22 protein-coding genes are annotated in these 21330 nt (G+C 65.3%); 12 read left to right on the top strand and 10 right to left on the bottom strand.

Features of this window, described 5'->3' with window-relative positions:
* Nucleotides 1–41: 41 nt before the first annotated feature.
* Nucleotides 42–860 carry a helix-turn-helix domain-containing protein gene (locus GGI48_RS02625; RefSeq protein WP_179596816.1) on the bottom strand — a complete coding sequence of 273 codons (819 nt, stop codon included), beginning with the start codon at nt 858–860 and terminating at the stop codon, nt 42–44.
* A 143-nt stretch (nt 861–1003) separates the two neighbouring features.
* Here GGI48_RS02625 and GGI48_RS02630 point away from each other — a divergent pair, with 143 nt between their 5' ends.
* Together GGI48_RS02630 and GGI48_RS02635 are read left to right on the top strand one after the other, a co-directional pair.
* Entirely contained in the window at nt 1004–1405 is a 402-nt protein-coding gene (locus GGI48_RS02630) for a DUF6713 family protein (RefSeq protein ID WP_103740042.1), read from the top strand.
* A gap of 14 nt (nt 1406–1419) precedes the next feature.
* The gene (locus GGI48_RS02635; RefSeq protein WP_103740043.1) at nt 1420–1749 is read left to right on the top strand and encodes a DUF2834 domain-containing protein; all 330 of its coding nucleotides are present in this window, start codon (nt 1420–1422) and stop codon (nt 1747–1749) included.
* 82 nt (nt 1750–1831) lie between these two features.
* On the opposite strand, the gene GGI48_RS02640 is transcribed toward GGI48_RS02635, so the two are convergent.
* The 3 genes from GGI48_RS02640 to GGI48_RS02650 form a co-directional block, all read right to left on the bottom strand.
* Complete coding sequence (locus tag GGI48_RS02640) at nt 1832–3187, bottom strand: MATE family efflux transporter (protein ID WP_047303714.1); 1356 nt, start codon at nt 3185–3187, stop codon at nt 1832–1834.
* A gap of 135 nt (nt 3188–3322) precedes the next feature.
* On the bottom strand, nt 3323–3556 hold the full coding sequence (locus GGI48_RS02645) for a hypothetical protein (protein ID WP_179596118.1): 234 nt from the start codon (nt 3554–3556) through the stop codon (nt 3323–3325).
* A gap of 103 nt (nt 3557–3659) precedes the next feature.
* Nucleotides 3660–5273, bottom strand: coding sequence for a mechanosensitive ion channel family protein (locus tag GGI48_RS02650; protein ID WP_179596818.1), 1614 nt, complete (start codon nt 5271–5273; stop codon nt 3660–3662).
* A gap of 210 nt (nt 5274–5483) precedes the next feature.
* Here GGI48_RS02650 and GGI48_RS02655 point away from each other — a divergent pair, with 210 nt between their 5' ends.
* The 3 genes from GGI48_RS02655 (at nt 5484) to GGI48_RS02665 (ending at nt 7934) form a co-directional block, all read left to right on the top strand.
* Nucleotides 5484–6419, top strand: coding sequence for an ankyrin repeat domain-containing protein (locus tag GGI48_RS02655; RefSeq protein ID WP_179596820.1), 936 nt, complete (start codon nt 5484–5486; stop codon nt 6417–6419).
* A gap of 43 nt (nt 6420–6462) precedes the next feature.
* Nucleotides 6463–6909, top strand: a complete 447-nt coding sequence (locus GGI48_RS02660) for a hypothetical protein (protein WP_179596822.1) — start codon at nt 6463–6465, stop codon at nt 6907–6909.
* 83 nt (nt 6910–6992) lie between these two features.
* Entirely contained in the window at nt 6993–7934 is a 942-nt protein-coding gene (locus tag GGI48_RS02665) for a class I SAM-dependent methyltransferase (RefSeq protein WP_179596824.1), read from the top strand.
* 493 nt (nt 7935–8427) lie between these two features.
* Here the strand turns inward: GGI48_RS02665 and GGI48_RS02670 are convergent, their stop codons facing one another.
* Nucleotides 8428–8886 (bottom strand): GNAT family N-acetyltransferase, encoded by a 459-nt coding sequence (locus tag GGI48_RS02670; RefSeq protein WP_179596826.1) that lies wholly within the window; start codon nt 8884–8886, stop codon nt 8428–8430.
* Between the two features lie 305 nt (nt 8887–9191).
* On the opposite strand from GGI48_RS02670, the gene GGI48_RS02675 reads away from it, so the two are divergent.
* Nucleotides 9192–9806 carry a LysE family translocator gene (locus GGI48_RS02675; protein WP_016962836.1) on the top strand — a complete coding sequence of 205 codons (615 nt, stop codon included), beginning with the start codon at nt 9192–9194 and terminating at the stop codon, nt 9804–9806.
* 11 nt (nt 9807–9817) lie between these two features.
* On the opposite strand, the gene GGI48_RS02680 is transcribed toward GGI48_RS02675, so the two are convergent.
* Entirely contained in the window at nt 9818–10699 is an 882-nt protein-coding gene (locus GGI48_RS02680; protein ID WP_179596828.1) for a LysR family transcriptional regulator, read from the bottom strand.
* 124 nt (nt 10700–10823) lie between these two features.
* Here GGI48_RS02680 and GGI48_RS02685 point away from each other — a divergent pair, with 124 nt between their 5' ends.
* The 4 genes from GGI48_RS02685 (at nt 10824) to GGI48_RS02700 (ending at nt 14970) form a co-directional block, all read left to right on the top strand.
* Nucleotides 10824–11351: a GNAT family N-acetyltransferase gene (locus tag GGI48_RS02685; protein ID WP_179596830.1), complete on the top strand. Its 528-nt coding sequence runs from the start codon at nt 10824–10826 to the stop codon at nt 11349–11351.
* 109 nt (nt 11352–11460) lie between these two features.
* Nucleotides 11461–12171 (top strand): FadR/GntR family transcriptional regulator, encoded by a 711-nt coding sequence (locus GGI48_RS02690; RefSeq protein ID WP_016965400.1) that lies wholly within the window; start codon nt 11461–11463, stop codon nt 12169–12171.
* Nucleotides 12172–12293: 122 nt separating this feature from the next.
* A complete protein-coding gene (gene lhgO / locus GGI48_RS02695) occupies nt 12294–13487 on the top strand; it encodes an L-2-hydroxyglutarate oxidase (protein WP_179596832.1) in 1194 nt (397 codons plus the stop codon).
* 154 nt (nt 13488–13641) lie between these two features.
* Nucleotides 13642–14970, top strand: a complete 1329-nt coding sequence (locus GGI48_RS02700; RefSeq protein ID WP_047303685.1) for an MFS transporter — start codon at nt 13642–13644, stop codon at nt 14968–14970.
* 75 nt (nt 14971–15045) lie between these two features.
* Here GGI48_RS02700 and GGI48_RS02705 read toward each other — a convergent pair whose 3' ends face one another.
* The 3 genes from GGI48_RS02705 to mqo all read right to left on the bottom strand — a co-directional run bounded on the left by GGI48_RS02705 (nt 15046) and on the right by mqo (nt 18527).
* On the bottom strand, nt 15046–15828 hold the full coding sequence (locus GGI48_RS02705; protein ID WP_103742537.1) for a DeoR/GlpR family DNA-binding transcription regulator: 783 nt from the start codon (nt 15826–15828) through the stop codon (nt 15046–15048).
* A gap of 68 nt (nt 15829–15896) precedes the next feature.
* Nucleotides 15897–16619, bottom strand: coding sequence for a GNAT family N-acetyltransferase (locus GGI48_RS02710; protein ID WP_179601886.1), 723 nt, complete (start codon nt 16617–16619; stop codon nt 15897–15899).
* 270 nt (nt 16620–16889) lie between these two features.
* Entirely contained in the window at nt 16890–18527 is a 1638-nt protein-coding gene (mqo, locus tag GGI48_RS02715) for a malate dehydrogenase (quinone) (RefSeq protein ID WP_016965389.1), read from the bottom strand.
* 726 nt (nt 18528–19253) lie between these two features.
* Between mqo and GGI48_RS02720 the strand changes: the two genes are divergently transcribed.
* On the top strand, nt 19254–19748 hold the full coding sequence (locus tag GGI48_RS02720; protein ID WP_103742535.1) for a PaaI family thioesterase: 495 nt from the start codon (nt 19254–19256) through the stop codon (nt 19746–19748).
* 20 nt (nt 19749–19768) lie between these two features.
* Here GGI48_RS02720 and GGI48_RS02725 read toward each other — a convergent pair whose 3' ends face one another.
* Nucleotides 19769–20224 carry a tautomerase family protein gene (locus GGI48_RS02725; RefSeq protein ID WP_177435208.1) on the bottom strand — a complete coding sequence of 152 codons (456 nt, stop codon included), beginning with the start codon at nt 20222–20224 and terminating at the stop codon, nt 19769–19771.
* A gap of 98 nt (nt 20225–20322) precedes the next feature.
* Between GGI48_RS02725 and GGI48_RS02730 the strand changes: the two genes are divergently transcribed.
* Entirely contained in the window at nt 20323–21282 is a 960-nt protein-coding gene (locus GGI48_RS02730; protein ID WP_179596834.1) for a GlxA family transcriptional regulator, read from the top strand.
* The last annotated feature ends 48 nt before the right edge of the window (nt 21283–21330 follow it).

Consider the following 21330-nt stretch of genomic DNA (forward strand, 5'->3'; position numbering starts at 1 on the left):
TGGCGCCGTTGATCGACGCAACGGGCACGGGCCCTGGCGATCTAGCCCGGGGCACGCTCGTCCAGGCGTTTGCAGGCCTGGGTCATGGCCTGCCAGGTGGTGTCGTCGGCGGGAATCAGGTGCTCGATGCGCAGTGACGCCACGGTGATGTCCTGGGGCATGCCGAAGGTGGTGAAGGTGGAAAGAAAACCCAGCTCGCCCTGGGGCCCGCGAACCCGGGTCAGCAGCAACGGCGTGACCAGCTGCGGAGCGGGTGCCGACGCCTCCGGAACGGGCAGGCTCGCCAGCAAGCTCGCGAGTTCAGGGTCCACCGCGGCCTCCCGCGCGGCTCGCTGCCAGGCCACTTGGCGGATCTCCTCGGCGTTGATCAGGCAGTCGCCGAAACCGCCGGGCGCCAACAGCGTCGTCAACAGATTGAAACCCTGCTCAAGCGCCTGCAACGGCAACCCCAACAGCTGAAACAGGGCCGTGGTGGCCTGGTTGGCCGCCTGCACCTGCCAGAGGCTGTCGATGACAATGGCCGGCGCCGGGTTGTTGGCCTTGAGCAGGTGCATCAAGGCCATGCGCACCGGCTCCAGCCCCGGATCCTTCAACGCCAGGGCGGCGTAGCGCGGTGCGTAGCCAGCGGCGAGAAACACCCGGTTGCGGGTTTGCAGCGGGGTGTCCAGGGTGCTCAGCAGGCTGTGCAGCCATGCCGGACTCGGTTGCGCACGACCGGTCTCGACGCAGCTCAGGTGCCGCTGCGACATGCCGGCCTGCAAGGCCAGTTGCAGCTGGCTCAAGCGCGCCTGCTGACGCAACTGGCGCAACAACTGGCCCACGGGCGGCGAGTCGACGGCGGCGGGAGCCTGTTCACTCATCACTGCTCGCTCCTTGAAGGTGATTGTCATGCGGGCGCATCAGACAGGATCGGTCGCCGGCTGTCTATGACCTGTGAGGTCATTGAGCGACGACGGGCCTGCCACTTAGCCTGTTCGCCCGCCGCTGCTCAAGGAGTTTCACCGTGAAAGAAACACTCTGGATGCTCTGCCTGGCGCTGTTCGCCGGGCATGAGCTGGACGCCGTGGCCCAGTCCGAATGGCGCTTGCTGTATGGCTTGCGCCACCTCGATCCGGCACTCGGGCAGGCGCTGTTCATTGCCCTGCATGTGCCCCTGGTGGCTGCGTTGATCGGGCTCACCGGGCATTCGCGCCCCGCCGTGCGCCGCAACAGCCGGCGGTTGCTGGCCGGGTTCGCCGTGGTCCATGCCGGGCTGCACTTCAACCTACGCGAACATCCGCTGTATCTGTTCGACTCGCCGTTGTCCCAGGCGCTGATCTTCGCCTGCGCCGGTGCCGGGCTGCTCTACCTGATAGTCGACCTGGGCCGGCACCACCGTCGGGCCGACTTCCCGCTGGCCGATTGACCGAGGATCTGACGATGCCCCGTCCCTACCCGGCGCTGCTGGCCCTGCTGGCCTTCAGCGGCTACACCCTGTTCACCTTGCTCCAGGCCGAGCAGTCGCTGCTGCAGTTCGGCCTGCAACTGCTGTCGCGGCCCGACACCGCGCAAGTGGTGATCGACCTGTACCTGATGGCGTGGCTCGCCTCGGCCTGGATGCTCGACGACGCCCGCCGCCGAGGGCGCTGCGCATGCTCGGTGCTGCCCTATCTGCTGCTGACCGCCGTGTTCGTTTCCATCGGGCCGCTGCTGTACATCGTGGTCCAGGGTTGGCGCCGCGCCTCGCCGACGGCGATCCATAGGCGTTGAAACCGCGGCACCGCCGCAAGGCCCGCCGGCGAGTAATCCCGTGGCAAGTTGAACACTTCACAGCGCCCGTCGCACGCCCCTCTCAGATCAGGCGCTGGATCTGCTTGTGGCGCCAGACCAGCTTGAAGTAGCAGACCTGCAGCACCAGCATGCACAGGTAGGCCACCGGAAAGGCCATCCACACCCCTTGCAGGCCGAAGTGCGCATCCAGCAGGTAGGCCGCCGGCACCTGCACCCCGAGGATGCAGAAGATCGAGATCGCCACCGGCATCAGCACCGTGCCGCTGGCGCGCATGATGCCGCCCACCACCGCCTGGAAGCCGAACACCAGGATGCTCCAGAGCATGATGTGCAACAGATGTTCGGCCTGCACCAGGGCTGTGGGGTCGATGATGAACAGCCCCAGCAGCCAGTGGGAAATCAGGTAGCCGAGCAGTACCAGGGCGCCGGTCAGGCACAGGTTGATCGCCAGCCCGGTGCGCAGGATCGGGCTGATGCGCTCCAGGCGCCCGGCGCCGATGGCCTGGGCCCCGAGGATCGACGCGGTGATGGCGATCGACAGCGCCGGAAACTGCACATAGTTGACGATCTGGGTCACCGCGCCGTAGGCCGCCGTGGCCTGGGAACCGTGGCGGTTGACCAGGGCCAGGATCACCAGTTCGGAGAGCGAGATCACCACCATCTGCACCCCGGTGGGCAGGCCGATACGCAGCACTTTGCCGAGGATCGCCCGGTCCAGCTTCATTGCCGCGAACAGCGCCCGATCCGGCGCCAGCGGGTGCGCCCGACCGCTCAGGCGCCAGACCAGAAAGCCCATGGCCAGGATATTGCCCACCAGCCCGGCGAACGCCGCGCTCTGGATGCCCATCGGCGGCAGGCCCAGCCAGCCGCGGATCAGCGCCGGAGTCAGCAGCAGGCCCACCAGGGTCGACACGATCAGCGCCAGCAACGGCGACAGGGTATCGCTGACACCGCGCAGCAACTGAGTGAAGAGCACGAACACCAGCAGCAGCGGCATGATCAGCATCATCACCCGGGCGTAACCCACCGCCTCGTCCAGCACATCCAGGGGCGTGCCCAGGCCCTGCAAGGCCGGCCGGGCGAACAGCATGCCCAGCACCGCCCCCAGCAACCCGATCAGCGCGCCGAGCAATAAGGTGCTGCCGGCCACCGCCTTGACCGTGCCCAGCTCCCGGGCGCCCCAGGCCTGGCCGATCAGCACCGAGGCCCCCGCGCCCAGGCCGATCACCAGGGCAATGAAGAAGAACACGATGGGGAACATTCCCGACACCGCGGCCAACGCCTGGGTCCCCAGCATCTGACCGATGTAGATACCGTTCAGGGTGCCGGAAAACGACTGCAGGAAGTTCGACAGCACCATGGGCAAGAGGAAGATCAGATACACCTGCCAGAGCGGGCGCTGGGCGGGAATGGACATGGACAGGCAACCTCGGATCAAGACGACAAAGGGCCACGAAGAAACTCCGCAGCGCGGAGCTCGCGTCCGTCATGGACAGTGCTGCAACGCAGGCCGCGCGCGGCCTTTGCGCAGCGCGATGGCCTGGGGTTTATATCAGCGGTTGACGTCGACCACCACCCGCCCGCGAACCTGACCCGCGAGCAGTTCGGGGGCCACGGCCAGCGCTTCTTGAGTGACGTTCGAGGCGTTGGCGACAAAGCGCAGTTTGGCCGCATCCGCTTGCGTGGCGTCGGGGTACGTCCCGCTGACACTGCAGGCACTGAGCAACTGGCAGGAAAGTGCGGCGATCAACAGCGTCCATAGGGCGCTGAAACGACAAGTCGGCATGGTTCTTCCTTGAAGGGCGGATGCGCCAAGCCGGGCATGCTACTCATCCCCTGAAAAAACGTCCATCGACTGACCACGGCCTTAAGCCCGCCCAGGCGCTGGCTCAAGGCGCCTGCGGCGGCCGTGCCGGCGCGGCGTACCACTGCTCGCGCGGCACACTCTTTTGCTGCTGCGGGTCGGCCAGGTAATGCGGCGACATGATCTGCACGCCGTACTCGTTGAACACATCCTGGATATGCCCGTGCAGCACGCTGAGCAGTAGCGCCCGCGGCCGCGGCTCGCTGGGCAGGGCCTGGGCCACCAGGCGGTACTCGGGGTAGAAATCCGACAGTGCGGTCTGGAACACCTGCGGCATCGGCTGCGCCAGCACGCCGTCGGTGCGCCGCGCCGCCTCGAGCAGCATGGCCTCGACCTGGCGCCAGGGGGTGTCGTAGCCGATGGTCACGGTGGTGTCCACCACGTAGCCCTCCCCCTGCACGGCGCGGGAGTAGTTCTTGGTCACCGAGCTGGTGATCAGCGAATTGGGCAGGGTCAGCACTTCGCCCAGGCCGGTACGAATGCGTGTGGTGAACATCCCCAGCTCAGTCACCGTGCCCTCGTAATCGCCGATGCGCACGAACTCCCCCGGGCGCAGGGTGCGGGTGTACGTCAGGATCAGCCCGGCGGCGGCCTGCCCGACCACGCTGGAGGCGCCCAGGGAAATCATCAGGCCGATCAGCACCGACAGGCCCTTGAAGGCATCGGTGCCGGCCCCGGGCAGATAGGGGTAGGCCATGGCCAGGGCAAACAGCCAGATCGCCAGGGACGTCAGGCGCATGGTCGGTTGCAGGGTTTCCGGGTTAAGCCAACTGAAGGTGCCCGGCATGGCCATGCGCTTGAGCAGCCGACGGCTGAAGAGGCTGGCGCCGCGGGCAATGAAGAAAATCGCCAGGGCCACTCCCAGCCCGGGTATGGCGCCGATCATGCCTTGCAGCAGGTAACCGGCCAATTCCAGCAGGTAGTGGTTGAGGCTTTCGCCCCAGGGCCGGGTGTAGGGAAAACGCGACAACACAAACCCCAGCCACTGGTAGGTGAACAAGGCCACCAGTGTCCAGCGCAACAGGCCGAACAAGCGGTTCACCAGTGGGTACAGGTAGTGGGCGTCGATCACCGGGGTCTGGCCGACCTTCAGCGCCTGGGTATGCCGGCGCATCAGCCCCGGCAGGCGCCCGAGCAACCTGCGCCGCAGCCAGCCCAGGCCCCCGAGCAAGGCGACATACAGCAAGGTGGCCAGGGCCGACGCCCCCAGCGCCAACAGCAGCGCATGCAGGTCGCGGCCTTCCTGGGTTTCGGCGATCACCTGGCGCAGGTTGCTCGCCGCCGCTTCGGCGGCCTGCTGCACCGACTCGAACTGCACCGGGTCGATGTCCTTCGCCGAGAGGATGAAGGCACGCTTGTCGCCCAGCAGCACCAGGTAGCTTTGCTGGATCGGGTCGATGCGCACGTTGAGGTCGCGGTCCTCGTCCAGCGCCTCGCTGATCACCGCCCGGGCGCGCTTGACCCGCTGCTCGGGGCTCTCGCCCAGCAGCATCGCCCGCAGCACCACCACACTGCGGTTGGCCACCTTGAGTTCGGCGGCCACCGGCGCCGGGGCCGCAGCTTCCTCGACAGCCCAGGCTGCGCCGGCACAGCACAGCACCCAGCCCCACACCAGCATCGCCAACGTCCTGCCAGTCATTTCGCGCCCCCTCAACGTTATCCCTGCAAGGACCGCGGCAAACGGCCTGCCCCGCCACAGCGTCCCCCGCACCGGCGCCTCGTATCGCAGCGTAGCCCAGCGCGTGCGACCTGCCAGAACGGCCCCTGCGCGCGACAGACGTGGCAGCGCCCTGCTCTGCGGCGTTACCATTACCCGCTGTTAGCGCCCCCACCGAATGGATTCCCGGCCGTGTCCCACCTCCTGGAAAAAGCTGCCGCGCGTGGCGATCTCGTAGCACTCAAACGCCTGCTGGACGCTGGCGCGGACCTTGAATGGCGGCACAAGAGCACCGGGCGTACCGCCCTGCTGGCCGCCACTATCGCCGGCCATTCGGCCGCCGTGGCGCTGCTGCTGGAACGCCGGGCGAATGTGCTGCAGCCGTGCAAGGCCCTGGGCTACAGCCCGCTGGCCTGGGCCGCGAGCAATGGCGACCTGGCCAGTGCCGAGCTGCTGATCGCCCATGGCGCCGTCCTCGATCAAGCCTCCCCCGACCTGCAACGCACGGCCCTGATGAACGCCGCCCAGGCCGGCCACGAGACGATGGTGGCCTTGCTGCTGAACGCCGGCGCCGATCCCCGGCTGCTGGATTTTCAGCAGCGCAACGCCTGGTCCCTGGCCCAAGAGCGGTCCCATGCCCAGGTCATGCAACGGCTTGAACAGGCCGGTGCTGGAGCACCGCCAACGCCCAGGCCCGCCCCTCACCTACCCTGGCCGGCACCGGCGCAAGGGCACGACTGCAGTGTCGACCCGGTTACCCAGGTGCGCGCCTATACCCTGGCCGTGGCCGCCTGGGAACAACGCGGCAATGCCGCGGGCCACGAGGCGCTCGATGCCGGCTTCTGGGCCGAACCGCAACAACTCATCGAACGTTTCTGCACCCAGCGCCCACGGGCCTATCCACGCGCGTCCTACGGTGACCCCACGACTTACTCGCCAGCCGATGAACTGCTCGGCTGCGAACGGCTCAAGCCCGCCCAGGCTGAAGTGCTGATGCGCGACCCGGCCGTTCGGGCGCTGTGCTACGAGCATCGCTTCCTGCTCAAGCGCGTCGCCGGGCAATGGCGTATCGACAGCGTCAAACGCCGCCTGGCCGGCACCCGGGAATGGACAAGCGCCATCCTCTGACGAACCCGAACGGGCTGCCGTTCACCCATCAGGACCTTCAACCATGAAATACGATGATGCCTCCTGGCACTACGGCGGCGACTTCCCCGCGGACCTGCCAACCAGCGCTGGCGCCACCCATATCGGCCTGTTCCTGGCCTGGATGCTGATCAACGGTTTTGCCAGCGAAGAGCTGGTGGACGATGCCGCAGAAGAAATCACTCAGGTACGCTCCCGTGACCTCGATGGCCGGGCCTTCCTGTTGCAGATCCTGGATGAAAAACTCAGCGAAGCGGACTTCAACGACGAAGGCAACGCCTTCGCCCTGGCCTACTACCAGGGGCAGGACAACAGCCGGTTTTACTGCGACTACGAAAAGACCCTGGCCCCTGAACCCGGCACCATCTACCGGGTGGAAAACAGCTGGAGCAACTATGACCGGCTAGCCCCGGTGCTGGACCGACGGCTGGCGACCTGGCGCGCCACCGGTCGGCCGCAGTACATCGACTGAGCACAGGGCGGCAGGCTGGTGGTTGGCGGATCTTGCCCCGCCCATGGTTAAATGCCGCCCCCGAAAAATGACCGGCCTTGCTGATGACACCTCTCGCCCTCGCCACCCTCAACCAACATTTGCTGATCGCCCTGGACACCGCGCCCACCGAGACCCGGCGTCTGTTCCATGGCCGCGGCCGCTGCTGGCCGGGGCTGGAACAACTGACGGTGGACTGGCTGCAAGGCGTGCTGTTGGTGTCACTGTTCAAGGCGCCGGAAGCGGAACAGCTCGCCGCTCTCAAGGTGCTGCTGGTGGAGTTGGGCGACACCCCGCAATGGGCCGCCAGTGGCGCCCGCAGCCTGATGCTGCAACACCGCTATCTGCCCGACAGCCATGGCGAATGGCTGCTGGGCCAGCCGGTGGATTCCTGCACCATCACCGAAGAAGGCCTGCGCTACCAGGTGGACCTGGGCAGCAAACAGAACAACGGGCTGTTTCTCGACATGCGCTACGGGCGCAACTGGGTGCGGGCCAATGCCCGGGGCAAGAACGTCCTGAACCTGTTTGCCTACACCTGCGGCTTCTCGGTGGCGGCGATTGCCGGCGGTGCCGAGCGGGTGGTGAACCTCGACATGTCCCGAGCGGCCTTGAGCCGGGGTCGTGACAACCATCGGCTCAATGGCCATGACACGAGCCGGGTGAGTTTCCTCGGGCATGACCTGTTCAAGTCCTGGAGCAAGGTCAAGCAAGGGGGCCCCTATGACCTGGTGATCATCGACCCGCCGTCGTTCCAGAAAGGCAGTTTTGTCCTCAGCAAGGACTATGCGCGAGTGCTGCGGCGCTTGCCGGAATTGCTGACGGCCAATGGCTGCGTATTGGCGTGCATGAATGACCCGGCGTTCAGCGTGGACTTTCTTTTGGAAGGGGTGACGCAGGAGGCGCCGGGGTTGCGCTTTGAACAGCGGTTGGAAAATCCGCCGGAGTTTCCGGATGCGGATGAGCAGTGTGGGTTGAAGGCTTTGGTGTTTCGGCAGGGGGATTAGGGTGGTGTTGGGTTGGGTTCGGTGAATATCCGTTGCTGCGGTAATGGCCACTTACGGTTCCGCTCTTACAGCGGCTCACTTTGGAAAAGCCGGAATGCCGGCCCAGCCCAAAGTAAGCAAAGGGCTTTGCCCCTCCACTCGGTGCCTCGCCTAGGCTCGGCATGCCCGAACTCCGGCATTGATCCGTGGGCCGCCGCAATGGGCCATCCCTGGCCCAGTGCGGCTAACCCGGCGTCCTGCCGGGTTACCCACGGCTCAATGCCTGCGTTCGGCCATCGTGTCTAAAGGGGCAGGAAGATCAAAAGCCAGATCAACAGCAAAGGCAAAATCTGACGGCGGCCTGCCGGCCGGCCTTGTTATTGTCATGCCCCCCTTCACTGCTCTCTCCACGATGAATGAGGGGCAGGAGCGTTTTGCTTACATTTGTCTGGGCCGGCATTTTAGGACGCGCAAAAGTGAGTCGCTGTAAGAGCGAAACCGCCAGCCCCCCGTCTTACAACTCCATCCGATACTCAATAACCCCCGGCTTGTACGCCACCCAGTCATACAACCGCTGGGCCCGTTTGTTGCTCTCTTGGGTATGCCAATACAGCCGCCCACACTGCCGTTCCCGGGCCAACGCCTGCACCCACTCGATCAGCAGCTTGCCCGCCCCGCTACCGCGAATAGACGGGGCCACGTACAGGTCTTCCAGATAGCAGAAGTCGCCAACGGCCCAGGTCGAGCGGTGCAACACCAGGTTGACGAAGCCGATCACTTCACCGCCCTGCACCGCCACTGCGGAATACATCGGTTCCCGCGAATCAAGGAAGCGCTCGAACGTGGTGCGACTGACCTCTTCGCTCAGCGTCACTTGATAGAAATCCTGATACGCCAGCCACAACGGCAGCCATTGCTGGTAATCCCCTGGTTGAATCGCCCGAACCGTAACCGCGGGTTGTTGATCGCTCATTGCGCGCTCCTCTTGATCATCCATACCGGGATCGGCCCCGGTTATTGAAAGCCACAGCCTAGAGCGTCAGTGGATGGTTTGATCAGGCCAATTTCAGAAATACAGGCAGACCACTTTGTCGTCCTTGGAAACGGATCGGGCACGCCATGAATCCTGAAACTACAAGCGCGCGGGTGCCCCGCAGGCATTGGCACAGCGGCGAACAATCGCTGCAAAACCACTTTGCATTCCTGGTGCTAACCCCGCCCATGGCGGCGCCTTAAGCTGGCGCCGGTGCAATCCGCATCGCCTTCCAGGAGCCGCCCGTGCCCCCGATCCACGACATCAACTGGCCGTTGTGGCTGTCCACCATGCTGCCCATGGCCCTGAGCGCCGGGCCCGGCAACCTGATGGTGGCCAGCTCCGGCGCCCACAGCGGGGTGCGCCGTTCCCTGCGCTTTATCCTCGGCCTCGACCTGACTTACTGGCTGCTGGCCTTGCTGGTGGGGCTGGGCCTGTACCACAGCCTGGCGGCGCAACCGCACTTGCTCTGGGGCCTGCGGCTGGCCGGCAGTCTGTACATTTTCTGGCGTGGCCTGCGCCTGTTGCTGCCACGGCGCGGCGTGCCCGGCGCAGCGACTGCTGCCTTGGGTTTTCGCGATGGCGTGCTGCTGCAACTGAGCAATGTGCAGGGCCTGGTGATGTTGCTGGTGATGTTCTCGACCTTCAGCCCAAGCACCGACGCCGGCAGCGCGGTGGTGCTGGTGCTCAGCGCCGCGCTGATCGCGGTCAATCTGTGCGGTCATCTGCTCTGGGCCAGCCTGGGTTCCAGTCTGCAAGTGCTGATACGCGACCGCCCCCGGTTGCTGGTGGCGCAAAACGCCCTGTTCGGCCTGCTGCTGATGGCGGTGGCCGTGTGGATCTTCCTGCGCGGCGCCTAGCTCGACCGCCCTCACCCGCCCTGCAGCCCGTGACGCGCCAGCAGCTCACAGAGAAACGCCACCACCCGGTCGACCCGCTCCTGGCCCTGGGTCGCCTGGTTGCGCAACAGCCAGATATCCGCGCGGTGGACCGGGGTCTTGGGCAGCACCCGGAGCAGGCCCAAGGGTTCTGCGATATAGGCCGGCAAGGCGGCAATCCCCAGCCCGGCCTGCACCGCCTTGAGCTGCGCCTCCAGATTGCCGGTGCGCATCCACAGCGGCTGGCCGCCGCTGAGCTGGTCCAGCCAGCGCGCCAGGGGCAGGTGTTCCAGGGCCTGGTTCCAGCCGATCAGCGAATGCTGGCCCAGGTCGGCCGGTTTCTCCGGGCCGCCATGGACCGAGGCGTAACCCGGTGAACAGAACAGCGCCTGGGTCAGCTCGCCGACCCGGCGCAGGGTGAAGTTGCCGGCCTCCGGCCGCTGCAGGCGCAGCAGCAGATCGCTGTGGCTCTGGGTGAGCTTGACCGAGCGCGCGGCATTGACGAAATCGAAGCTGATCTGCGGGTACTGCACGCGAAACTGCGCCAGGGCGGGGATGATCAGGTGGCTGCCCATCAGTTCCGGGCAATCAATGCGCACCACCCCCGCCATCCGCGCACCGGGCTGGGCCATGTGCCGCATCATCAGCTTGAACCGCTCTTCGGCCTCCAGGGCCATGGGCAACAAGGCGTGGCCGGCCTCGGTGAGGAAATAGCCCTGGGTGGTCTTCATGAACAACAGGGTGTTCAAGGCCTGCTCCAGCACCAGGATCTTGCGTGAAACCGTGGAGGCAGACACCTTCAGCGCCTGCCCGGCGTCGGTGATGTTGTTGGCATTGGCCACAGCGATGAAAAACCGCAGGTCGTCCCAGTTCACGTTTACCCGACCTATCCCTGAAAACCCAGGCCCGGGATCTTATGCGATATTGCCAGCGCGGCGATCAGACTTTTCTCAGGTAAAGTGCGCCAGATCTTTACTACCCATGGATCGGGAACCGCTCATGCTGGAACTGCACACCCCACGCCTGCACCTGCGCTCTTTGAGTCCCCATGACTGGGCACTGTTTCTGACCCTGCACAGCGATCCGGACAACCTGCGCTATGTCTGCGATCCGCTGTCCCGGGCCCAGATCGAGGAGCGCTTCACCTCGCGCCTGCCGCGCTGGGACCTCGACTCGACACACTGGCTGTGCCTGGTGATCCGTGATCGCGAGAGCGGCGAGGACTTGGGCCTCACCGGTCTGAGGATCAGCGACCGGGACGCCGCCGAAGCCGAGGTCGGCTACCTGCTGGCCCCTGGTCACCAGGGCCGGGGCGTGGCCGCAGAGTCGCTGCGCGGGCTGATGGACTACGCCCGCCAGCATCTGGGCATCCAGCGCCTGGTGGCCACCGTCACCGACGGCAATGTCGCGTCCTGTCAGGTCCTGAAAAAGTGCGGTTTCGTCCTCCTGCGCCGCGACGAAGGCGCCTTCCGCCAGGGCGGCGAGGACTTCGACGACCTGATATTCAGCTGCCCGCTGACCGCCTGAACCCGGATCTGTCAGAACAGCCCCGCTCTTGCCGCGTGGTTTTTTCTTGACAGTGAAAAATCTCAACCGCTATTGTCTGACAACCTGACTGCCACGGTTTTTCCTTCCCATGCTCGAACTCCAGCGACCTGACTCCCTCGTTGTCCGCGTGGTCAATGCGATCCGCAGCGAGATCGATTCCGGCCGCCTGGCGCCCGAATCGCGCCTGCCCACTGAACAGCAGTTGGCCGAACAGCTGAATGTCAGCCGTTCCGTGATTCGCGAAGCCATCGCCCAGCTCAAGGCCGACGGCGTGTTGATCGCCCGGCGTGGCCTGGGTTCGTACATTTCCAAGACCCCGGCCGGCACCGTGTTCCGTTTTCCCCAGGGCAACGGGCGCTTGCCGGACCTGGCGCAGATGTTCGAGATGCGCTTGTGGATCGAAACCCAGGCGGCGTCGATTGCCGCCCAGCGCCGCGACGCCGCCGACCTGCAGCGGATGCAGCAGGCGCTGCAGGAAATGCACGACAAGCGCAGTGATTTCGAAGCCGCGGGGCTGGCCGACGTGGAGTTTCACCGGGCCATCGCCGAGGCGAGCAAGAACGACTACTTCGTGGCCTTCCATGATTTTCTGCGCAGCCAGTTGACCAGCGCGCGCAAGGCCGCCTGGGAGAACTCGGCGCTGCGCATGGTCGGCGGTTCCGCCGATGCCACCCAGGAACACCAGGCGCTGTACCAGGCGATTGCCGCCGGCGACCGCCAGGCCGCGGCCGGTTGCGCCGACGCCCACTTGCGCGCCGCGGCCAAGCGCCTGGGCCTGGAGTTGCCCACTACAGATTAAGAATTAACAACGGCGGCGCGCTTGAGGCTTCAAGCGTCGCACCGCGGGATTTTGTCGGATTACTTAGTCTGACAACCTGATAACCAGACCGAAACAGATTAGAGCCAAGGTATCCAAGAACAATGACTTACGACTTTTGCATCATCGGCGGCGGCATCGTCGGCCTGGCCACGGCGATGGAGATCCTCAAGCGCCAGCCCGGCGCTTCGCTGGTGATCCTGGAAAAGGAAAACGTCCTGGCCAAGCACCAGACCGGGCACAACAGCGGGGTGATCCACGCCGGCATCTACTACGCACCGGGCAGCCTCAAGGCCGACCTGTGCAAGCGCGGGGCCGAGGCCACCAAACAGTTCTGCCGCGAGCACGGGATCAAGTTCGAGGTCTGCGGCAAGGTGCTGGTGGCATCCAATGCCCTGGAAGTGCAGCGCATGGAAGCGCTGTACCAACGCTCGCAACAGAACGGCCTGAAGGTCGAGCGCCTGGACGCCGAGCAACTGCGCCAGCGCGAACCGAACATCGTCGGCCTCGGCGGACTGTTCCTCGACGCCACCGGCATCGTCGACTACCGCGAAGTCTGCGAAACCATGGCCCGAGTGATCCGCCGCGACGGCGGCGAGATCTGCCTCAGCCAAACCGTCACCGCGATCCAGGAAAGCGCCGACAGCGTCACCGTCAGCAGCCATGGCGGCAGCTGGCGGGCGAAGAAGCTGGTGGCCTGCGCCGGCCTGCAATCGGACCGCCTGGCGCTGATGGCCGGGGTCAGGATCGAGCACCAGATCATCCCCTTCCGTGGCGAGTACTTCCGCCTGCCGGAGGCGAAGAACAACATCGTCAATCACCTGATCTACCCGATCCCCGACCCGGAGCTGCCGTTCCTCGGGGTGCACCTGACCCGCATGATCGACGGCAGCGTCACCGTCGGCCCCAACGCGGTACTGGGCCTGGGCCGGGAGAACTACAAGAAGTTCTCCATCAACTGGCGCGACGTGGCGCAGTACGCCAGCTTTCCCGGGTTCTGGAAAACCATCTGGCAGAACCTCGGTTCCGGGACCACCGAGATGAAGAACTCGCTGTTCAAGTCCGGCTACCTGGAGCAGTGCCGCAAGTATTGCCCGTCCCTGGAAGTCTCCGACCTGCTGCCCTATGAAGCGGGGATCCGCGCCCAGGCGGTGATGCGTGACGGCAGCCTGGTGCACGACTTCCTGTTCGCCCAGACCCCGCGCATGTTGCACGTGTGCAACGCGCCCTCGCCCGCCGCCACCTCGGCGATTCCCATTGGTTCGATGATTGCCGACAAGATTTTCCAGGCCGACTGAAACACCGACGCGGCACGCCTGGTTGCACAGCGCTGCAGCGCTGTGCACAGGGCCTTGTGCCGCCCAGATCCTCCTCGGCGCGCCCTTTGGGCGCACCGGGCAAGACTCGCGTCAACTCGACAATAAATACAATGATTCATGAGGAAGTACGGAAATGAGCGCAGTTGAAACCAGCAGTACTGCAGCGGAAACCCCACAACAAACCCGGAAACGCCTGCGCAAGGTCGCGGCGGCCACCATCTTCGGCTCGATGCTGGAGTGGTACGACTTCTACCTCTACGCCACCATGGCGGCCATCGTCTTCTCGAAGATCTTCTTCGATAACAGCAACCCGAAAAGCGCCACGCTGATGGCCTTCTCGACCTTTGCCATCGGCTTTATCGCCCGGCCCTTCGGCGGCATCCTGTTCGGCTACCTGGGGGATAAGTTCGGCCGCAAGCAGGTGCTGGTGCTGACCTTCTGCCTGATGGGCGTGTGCACCGCGCTGATCGGCCTGATCCCCAGCTACGCCTCGATCGGCATCTGGGCGCCGATCCTGCTGGTGGCGATCCGCATCATCCAGGGCCTGGGCGCCGGCGCCGAACTGTCCGGCGCGGCGGTCACCTCCTATGAACACGCCAGCGAAGGCAAGCGCGGCAGCCAGGGTGCCTGGCCGGCGCTGGGGCTGAACCTGGGCCTGCTGCTGTCGTCGCTGACCATCTACCTGCTGACCATCAACGGCAACGAGTTCCTGCTGGCCGGCGGCTGGCGCATTCCGTTCGTGTGCAGCATCGTCCTGGTGGCAGTGGGCCTGTGGGTGCGCAACAGCATTCCGGAAACCCCGGAGTTCAAGGAACTGAGCAAGGAAAGCCAGAAGGCCAAGCCCTCGCCGCTCACTGCGCTGTTCAAGAATGACCTCAAGGGCCTGGCGGTGGTGTTCTTCGTCGCCATTGGCTACAACGCCCTGAGCTACATCTTCAAGACCTTCTCCCTGGCCTACCTGACCCAGTACAAGAACGTCGATGTGCACGTCACCTCGCTGTCGGTGACCATCGCCAGCCTGATCGCCATCGTCGCCGTGCCGTTCTTCGGCTGGCTGTGCGACAAGTGGAGCAGCAAGGCGGTGCTGGTGCTCGGCGGGGTGTTTTCGCTGCTGTTCGCCTACCCGTTCCTGGCCCTGCTCAACACCGGCGACAGCCTGATGATCTACATCGCCATTGGCGTGGGCACCGGCATCCTGGCGCCCATGATGTTCGCGCCCCAGGGCTCGTTCCTCAGCCGCCAGTTCCCCACCGCCACCCGCTCCTCGGGGTTCGGCACCGGGCGCGAAATCGGCACCGCGATCGCCGGCGGCCTGGCGCCGCTGGGGGCCCTGTCCCTGGTCACCGCCTCGGCCACTCACTCCACCGACGGCGTGGTGATCATCCTCGCCGTGGCCGCCGTGCTGGTGGTGGTGTTCGCCCTGTGCGACCAGGGCCGCAAGCACTCGGCCTTCAAGAACTGACGCGGTATTCAACCCTCCACAGCGCCCCTGGCGGCCTGTGGAGATCCGGCGCCTGGCAGGTGCAGGCCCTCGGGCTCAGATCTGCACCACCTCGATTCCCAGGCGCCGGTAATCCTCGATGTCGCCGCTCGCCACCTGCTGTTCGGTGAGCATCCGCTGCAGGCGATTGCACGGCACCACCACAAAGGGCTCCATGGCCCCCAGCTTGTCGGCGGTGGTCACGGCGATGACTTGCGCAGCACTGTCGAACATCGCCTGTTTGAGCGGCACTTCATCGAAATGCAACGAGCTGATGCCGATCTCCGGATGGATCGCACAGACCCCGGTGAACATCAGGTCGGCCTTGATTCCCTGGATCATGTGCAGCGCTTGATGGCCACTGACGGACAGGGTCGCCGGGTTGAGCTGGCCACCGGCAAGGATCACCTTGACCCCCGGGTACTCGGCCAGGGCCACGGCAATCAGCGGCGAGGCGGTGACCGCGGTCAGACGGATATCGGCCGGCAGGGACTGGGCGATATGCAAGGTGGTGGAGCCGGAATCGAACATCACCGTCTGGCCGTCCTGCACCCATCGCACCGCATATTGCGCCAGGCGCAGCTTCGCCTCATTGATTTCGCCGACCCGGGTGAAGTAGTCCTTGCCGCTGTCCTTGGGTCGCGGCAGCGCGCCTCCGTGGACCCGCAGCACCAGGCCGGCGGCATCCAGTTCGGCCAGATCGCGGCGGATGGTGTCTTCGGACACCGCGAAGTGCCGGCTCAGCTCGGCGGCCAGGACCTTGCCGTCGCGTTCGAGTAGAAGCAGGATCTTTTGCCGACGCAGGGATGGCAGCTCGGCTACCGAATGCAGGTTTTGCATGTTCTTGCCCGTTTTTGCGTGTTTTCGCGAGATTAGCCAAGCCCTCTCGCGAACACAAGCCTGGGCATTCAGGCGATCAATTGGGGAGCGCGCGCGTTGTACAGCGCGGCCTCGCCCAAGCGCTCGCGCACCAGCGCCTGGGCCTGGCGCGTCATCTGGTCCAGCTGCCGGTCGCGCTTTTTCTCCGCCTCCAGCATGGCCTTGCGCCCGTGCTGGGCCAGCAGGTAGGTGTGGATCTGCCGCACTTCCACCGATTGGTAGATCGGCGCCACGTCGAGTACCGCCAGCAGGCCGTCGCTGCCATGGTCGCGGGTATTCATCAGCACCTGCGGGCCGCGGGCGCTCAGCAGTTGAAAGCCCAGGGCCTCGAAGCACGCCACTTTGGCCACGTGGCAGGCCAGCTCGGCATGGGGGTAACGCGCACGCATGGCCTCCAGCATCTGCCGGGCAATGCCCTGGCGTCGATGGCTTTGCAGCACCGCCATGTAGGCCACGGCGCAGGCCTGGGGATCGTCCTTGAGCGGCAGGTAAAGGGTGAAGCCCAGCACCTGCTCAGGGTCCTGAGTGTCGGTGGCCACCACCAGCTCGACCGCGATCCCCCGGGAACCGTCCATGGCCTGCAGGTACAGGTGCACCTCGTAGCCGACGCCGTACTGGTAAAGGTTGTACAGCGGGTTGCTGGGGGCGATGGCCAGCGCGCTGATGTCGGTGATGTAGTCCACCACCATCTGCTGGATCTGGCTCTGGATGGCTTCGGGCGGCGGGGCTTGGAACAGGGTGATGCTGGACATCGAGGCGGTGACTCCGAGGATGGGGGCAGGCCCGGGCGTGGCGGGCGGCGCCATGATAACCCGCCGCGGGCCGCTCAGGCGCAGCACCACGCCGGCGCCGCGGGCACGCGGGGTCATGGAAAATGCTGGAAATGGCTTGAACGAGAAACAGATGCCGGCCGAGCCGGCAGGTTGCGAGCGCCTCTTGGGGAGCGTCGCAACCGGCACAGGATACGGCGGCACAATGGCCGCCGCGGTGCCCCGCCCGACGAACGCGGACGGGGCCGAGGCTTACAGCGCCATGTCGGCCGCTGGGTTGCTCTCGGGCTTGGCCAGGCTGGCCGGAGCCTGGGGCGCTGCACCTTTCACCGCAGGTGGCGGGGTCAGTTGCAGCACTTCGGCGGTGTAGGCCCACTCTTTGGCGACACGCTCGGGGCTGTCGTTCAGGGCGGTGCCGTAGCTCGGTACGATCTGCTTCAGCTTCTCTTGCCAGGCCGGAGTCGCAACCTGGTCCTTGAAGACTTTCTGCAGCACGCTGAGCATGATCGGCGCGGCGGTCGAGGCACCTGGGGAAGCGCCCAGCAGGCCGGCGATGCTGCCGTCCTGGGAAGCGACGATCTCGGTGCCCAGTTTCAGCACGCCGCCCTTCTCTTCGTCACGCTTGATGATCTGCACGCGCTGACCGGCCTGCCACAGGCGCCAGTCTTCTTTCTTGGCGTTGGGGAAGTATTCCTTCAAGGCGTTGAAGCGGTCGTCATCCGACAGCATCAGCTGGCCGGCCAGGTATTCCACCAACGGGTACTGTTCGATGCCGACTTTGGTCATCGGCCAGAAGTTGTGGGTGGTGGTGCTGGTCAGCAGGTCGAAGTACGAACCTTCCTTGAGGAACTTGGTGGAGAAGGTGGCGAATGGGCCAAACAGGATCACCCGCTTGCCGTCCAGTACGCGGGTGTCCAGGTGCGGAACCGACATCGGCGGTGCACCCACCGAAGCCTTGCCGTAGGCCTTGGCCAGGTGCTGCTCGGCCACCGTGGCGTTGTCGGTCACCAGGAACGAACCACCCACCGGGAAGCCGGCATAGTCGTTGGCTTCAGGAATGCCCGACTTCTGCAGCAGGTGCAGGGCACCGCCGCCAGCGCCGATGAACACGAACTTGGCGTCGGTCTCGGTTTTCGAACCGTCCTTGAGGTTCTTGTAGGTCACGCGCCACGAGCCGTCTTGATTGCGCTCGATGTCCTGCACTTCGCTGGACAGCTTGAGGGCAAAGTTCGGCTGGGCTTGCAGGTGGGCGACGAACTGGCGAGTGATCTCGCCGAAGTTGACGTCGGTGCCGATCGGGGTCCAGGTCGCAGCGATCTTCTGCGCCGGATCACGACCTTCCATCATCAGTGGCACCCACTTCTTGATCTGCTCGGCGTCTTCGGAGTACTGCATGCCGCTGAATAGCGGGCTGGCCTGCAGGGCCTCGTAGCGCGCCTTCAAGAACTTGATGTTGTCATCGCCCCAGACGAAGCTCATGTGCGGCGTGGAGTTGATGAACGAACGCGGGTTCTTCAGCACGCCGTTCTTGACCTGCCAGGACCAGAACTGCCGGGAAATCTGGAACGCTTCGTTGATCTCGATGGCCTTGGCGATCTCGATCTTGCCGTCCTTGCCTTCCGGGGTGTAGTTCAGCTCGGCCAAAGCGGAGTGACCGGTACCGGCGTTGTTCCAGCCGTTGGAGCTTTCTTCAGCCACGCCATCCAGGCGCTCGACCATCTCCATCGACCAATCGGGCTGCAGCTCGTTGAGCCAGACCCCGAGGGTCGAACTCATGATGCCGCCACCGATCAGCAGTACATCCACTTTCTTCGGCTCAGCCGCGTGCGCGGTCGTGAGGCCTATCGACATCGCCAGCCCGATCAGGGCCGTGTTCACTTTCTTCAACATTCTGTAGTACCTACGATAGAACGCCATCCGCCGCCCCATCCTCGATCCTGCACGCTCGGCACCTGGCGAAACAGGCATTTCGCAGGCCCTGGACACGCGCATTCAGAAGAACTGGAGGGTGGGCACACAAGGCCGACGAGACTGGCTCGACCTCAGTTTTATATCGCTCGGGCGCTGACTTCTTATCGTTTTTGGCTTCAGCTACTTGAGTGACACTTGTTTCTCGGGACTCATCACGGGGGCACCGCCTGCCGGCTGCGCAGCCCCACTCCTTTCACCGGCATCGGCCTCGGCACGACGCACAATGCCGACGCCCGTCGACACGGGGCCAGCAGCAAAAGAAGGGTCGGGTTCAACCAAAGAAGGTCAACGAACACTGCCTGACATTGCATTCGGCAGGTTTGCCCGGACACTCCCGCCCACGTGCAAGGACCCGCTCAGGCCACTTGAAGCAAAGCATGGGGGAGGTATTTCCGCACAAACGATGAACCGATTCAGCGCAAGAATATCATTACGGCATCAGCCTGTCTTGAGCGGAGCGGCTGCCCCGGGCCCCGGACAAACCGCGACCCACTACGACACCCGCCGCAATCAATGCGTCACAACGCCGCTGGCCGATCACCGCGCCACAGCGCTGCACTGCGCCTTGGCGGGCAGCGATGGCGCGGGCATCATGATGCGCCTGCAACACCTGCCAGACCATCGTCAAGGACAAGAAGAACAACCATGCACGAAACCTCCCTGCAAGACACCACCGCCCCCGAGGGCGTGTGCTTCGGCTGCGGCAGCCGCAACCACCACGGCCTGCACATCAAGAGCCATTGGCACGCGGACGGCGTGCATGTGGTCGCCGAGCACCTGCCCGATGCCAAGTACTGCGGCTGGCCGGACCTGGTCTACGGCGGCCTGATCGCCATGCTGGTGGACTGCCACTCCAACTGGACCGCCATGGCCTACCACTACCGCCACGAACAACGGGAACCGGGCAGCCTGCCACGCATCGACTGCGTGACCGGCAACCTGGGCATCAAGTTCATCAAGCCCACGCCCATGGGCGTGCCCCTGACCCTGCGGGCCCGGGTCGACGGCGAGGTGGGCCGCAAGAGCCGGGTCATCTGCGAGGTGTATGCCGGCGACGTGCTGACCGCCATCGGCGATTCGATCTTCGTCCGGGTCGATACCGCGCAACTCGCAGCGGCGGCCCACGGCCGCGATGCCTGAGCCCGGGCCAGAAACCTGAGCTACTGACCAGTCGCCTGGGACAGGTGCCGATACCCCGCCGCCCGGGTGAAATCCGCCAGCTGCCACAGCGTGCCATTGGCGCCCCAGGTGCCATCGGGCACTTCATCCAGCAGGATCGAGGTCATCAGCACCCGCCCGTCCTCTGCCGACCGGCACGCGGCCAGGGCCTGATGCAACCCGGCGACATAGGCCTGGCGCCGGGCAGCATCGAGCACCCCAGCGGGCACCTTGACCTGCACCAGGCAAGGCAGCGCCTGGGCACCAGGATCGGCGCCGCCACAGCGCCAGGCGCCCGGGGCCAGCTCCTCCAGCAAGACCCAGCACAGCGCCCGCTGACGCGGGTCCTCGCCGATCTGCTCCACGTCCAGCGCCACTTGCGTCACCTCCTGCAGGATCCGCTCACGCTGCTGGGCATCGAAGGCGCCCTGGGGAATCTTGATCAGGATGTTGGGCATCGCTATCACCACTCGAAGAAAAAATGAGCGGCTATTGAGCCTCTTGCCCCGCTCGGCCAACAGCGACCGATTCGACATCTTTCATGCATAATCGGCCAATGAACGATTTCACCGTCCTGCTGCTTCCCGGTGCCTTTGCCTCCAGCGTCGCCCTGACCCTGGACATACTGTCCTGCGCCGCCCTGCTGGCTCCGCGCCTGGGGCTGGGCGCGCCGCGCTGGCGGGTCTGTGCACTGCACGCTGGCCAGGTGCGCCTGGGGCAAGGCTTGCTGCTGGAAGTCGAGGCCCTGGACGCCACGGCCGACGACCGCTCCTGCTGGATTCTGCCGGGGCTGGGCCTCGACACCCCGGAAGCCATCGCCCAGCGCCTGCAGCATGCGGATGTGGCACCCGTGCTCCAGACCCTGCGCCATCACGTGCAGAGCGGCGCGCCAGTCGCGGCGTCCTGTTCCGCCGTGTTCCTGCTGCAGGCCGCCGGGCTGCTGCACGGGCGCCGGGTAACCACCTCCTGGTGGCTGGCGCCGCTGCTGCAAGAGTGGGTCGCCGACTGCCACGTGGACCCGGATCAGATGGTCATCGTCGATCCGCCGCTGACCACCGCCGGTGCCGCCCTGGGCCAGTCCGACCTGTTGCTGCACTTGCTGCGCAGGCGCTTCTCCCCGGCCCTGGCGGACGCGGTCGGGCAGGTGCTGCTGATTGATCGACGCCAGTTGCAAGCGCCTTGCACGGTTCCGGCGATGATGGCCCAGGGCAACGCCCTGATCAGTCGTCTCAGCGCCCATATCGAAGCCTGCCTGCCGCGGCTGCCCAGCGTCGGCGAACTGGCGGCGCAGTTTGGCATGTCCGAACGCACCCTGGGCCGTCAGGTGCGCAAGGCCACCGGCCACAGCAGCTTGCGCCTGATCCAGCGCGTGCAACTGAACCGCGCCCGGGCGCTGCTGCAGAACAGCAAATACTCGGTGGAAAGCGTCGCCGAACAGGTCGGTTATCAGGACGCCACCGCCCTGCGCCGGCTGATGCGCAAGCTGCTCAACGCCACGCCGCGACAGCTGCGTTGAACACCGACGCGCTACTGCCGCCCCGCCGCCTTTGTTACATTGCCCACC

It is taken from the genome of Pseudomonas protegens (genome assembly GCF_013407925.2).
GTDB classification, from domain to species: domain Bacteria; phylum Pseudomonadota; class Gammaproteobacteria; order Pseudomonadales; family Pseudomonadaceae; genus Aquipseudomonas; species Aquipseudomonas fluorescens_AP.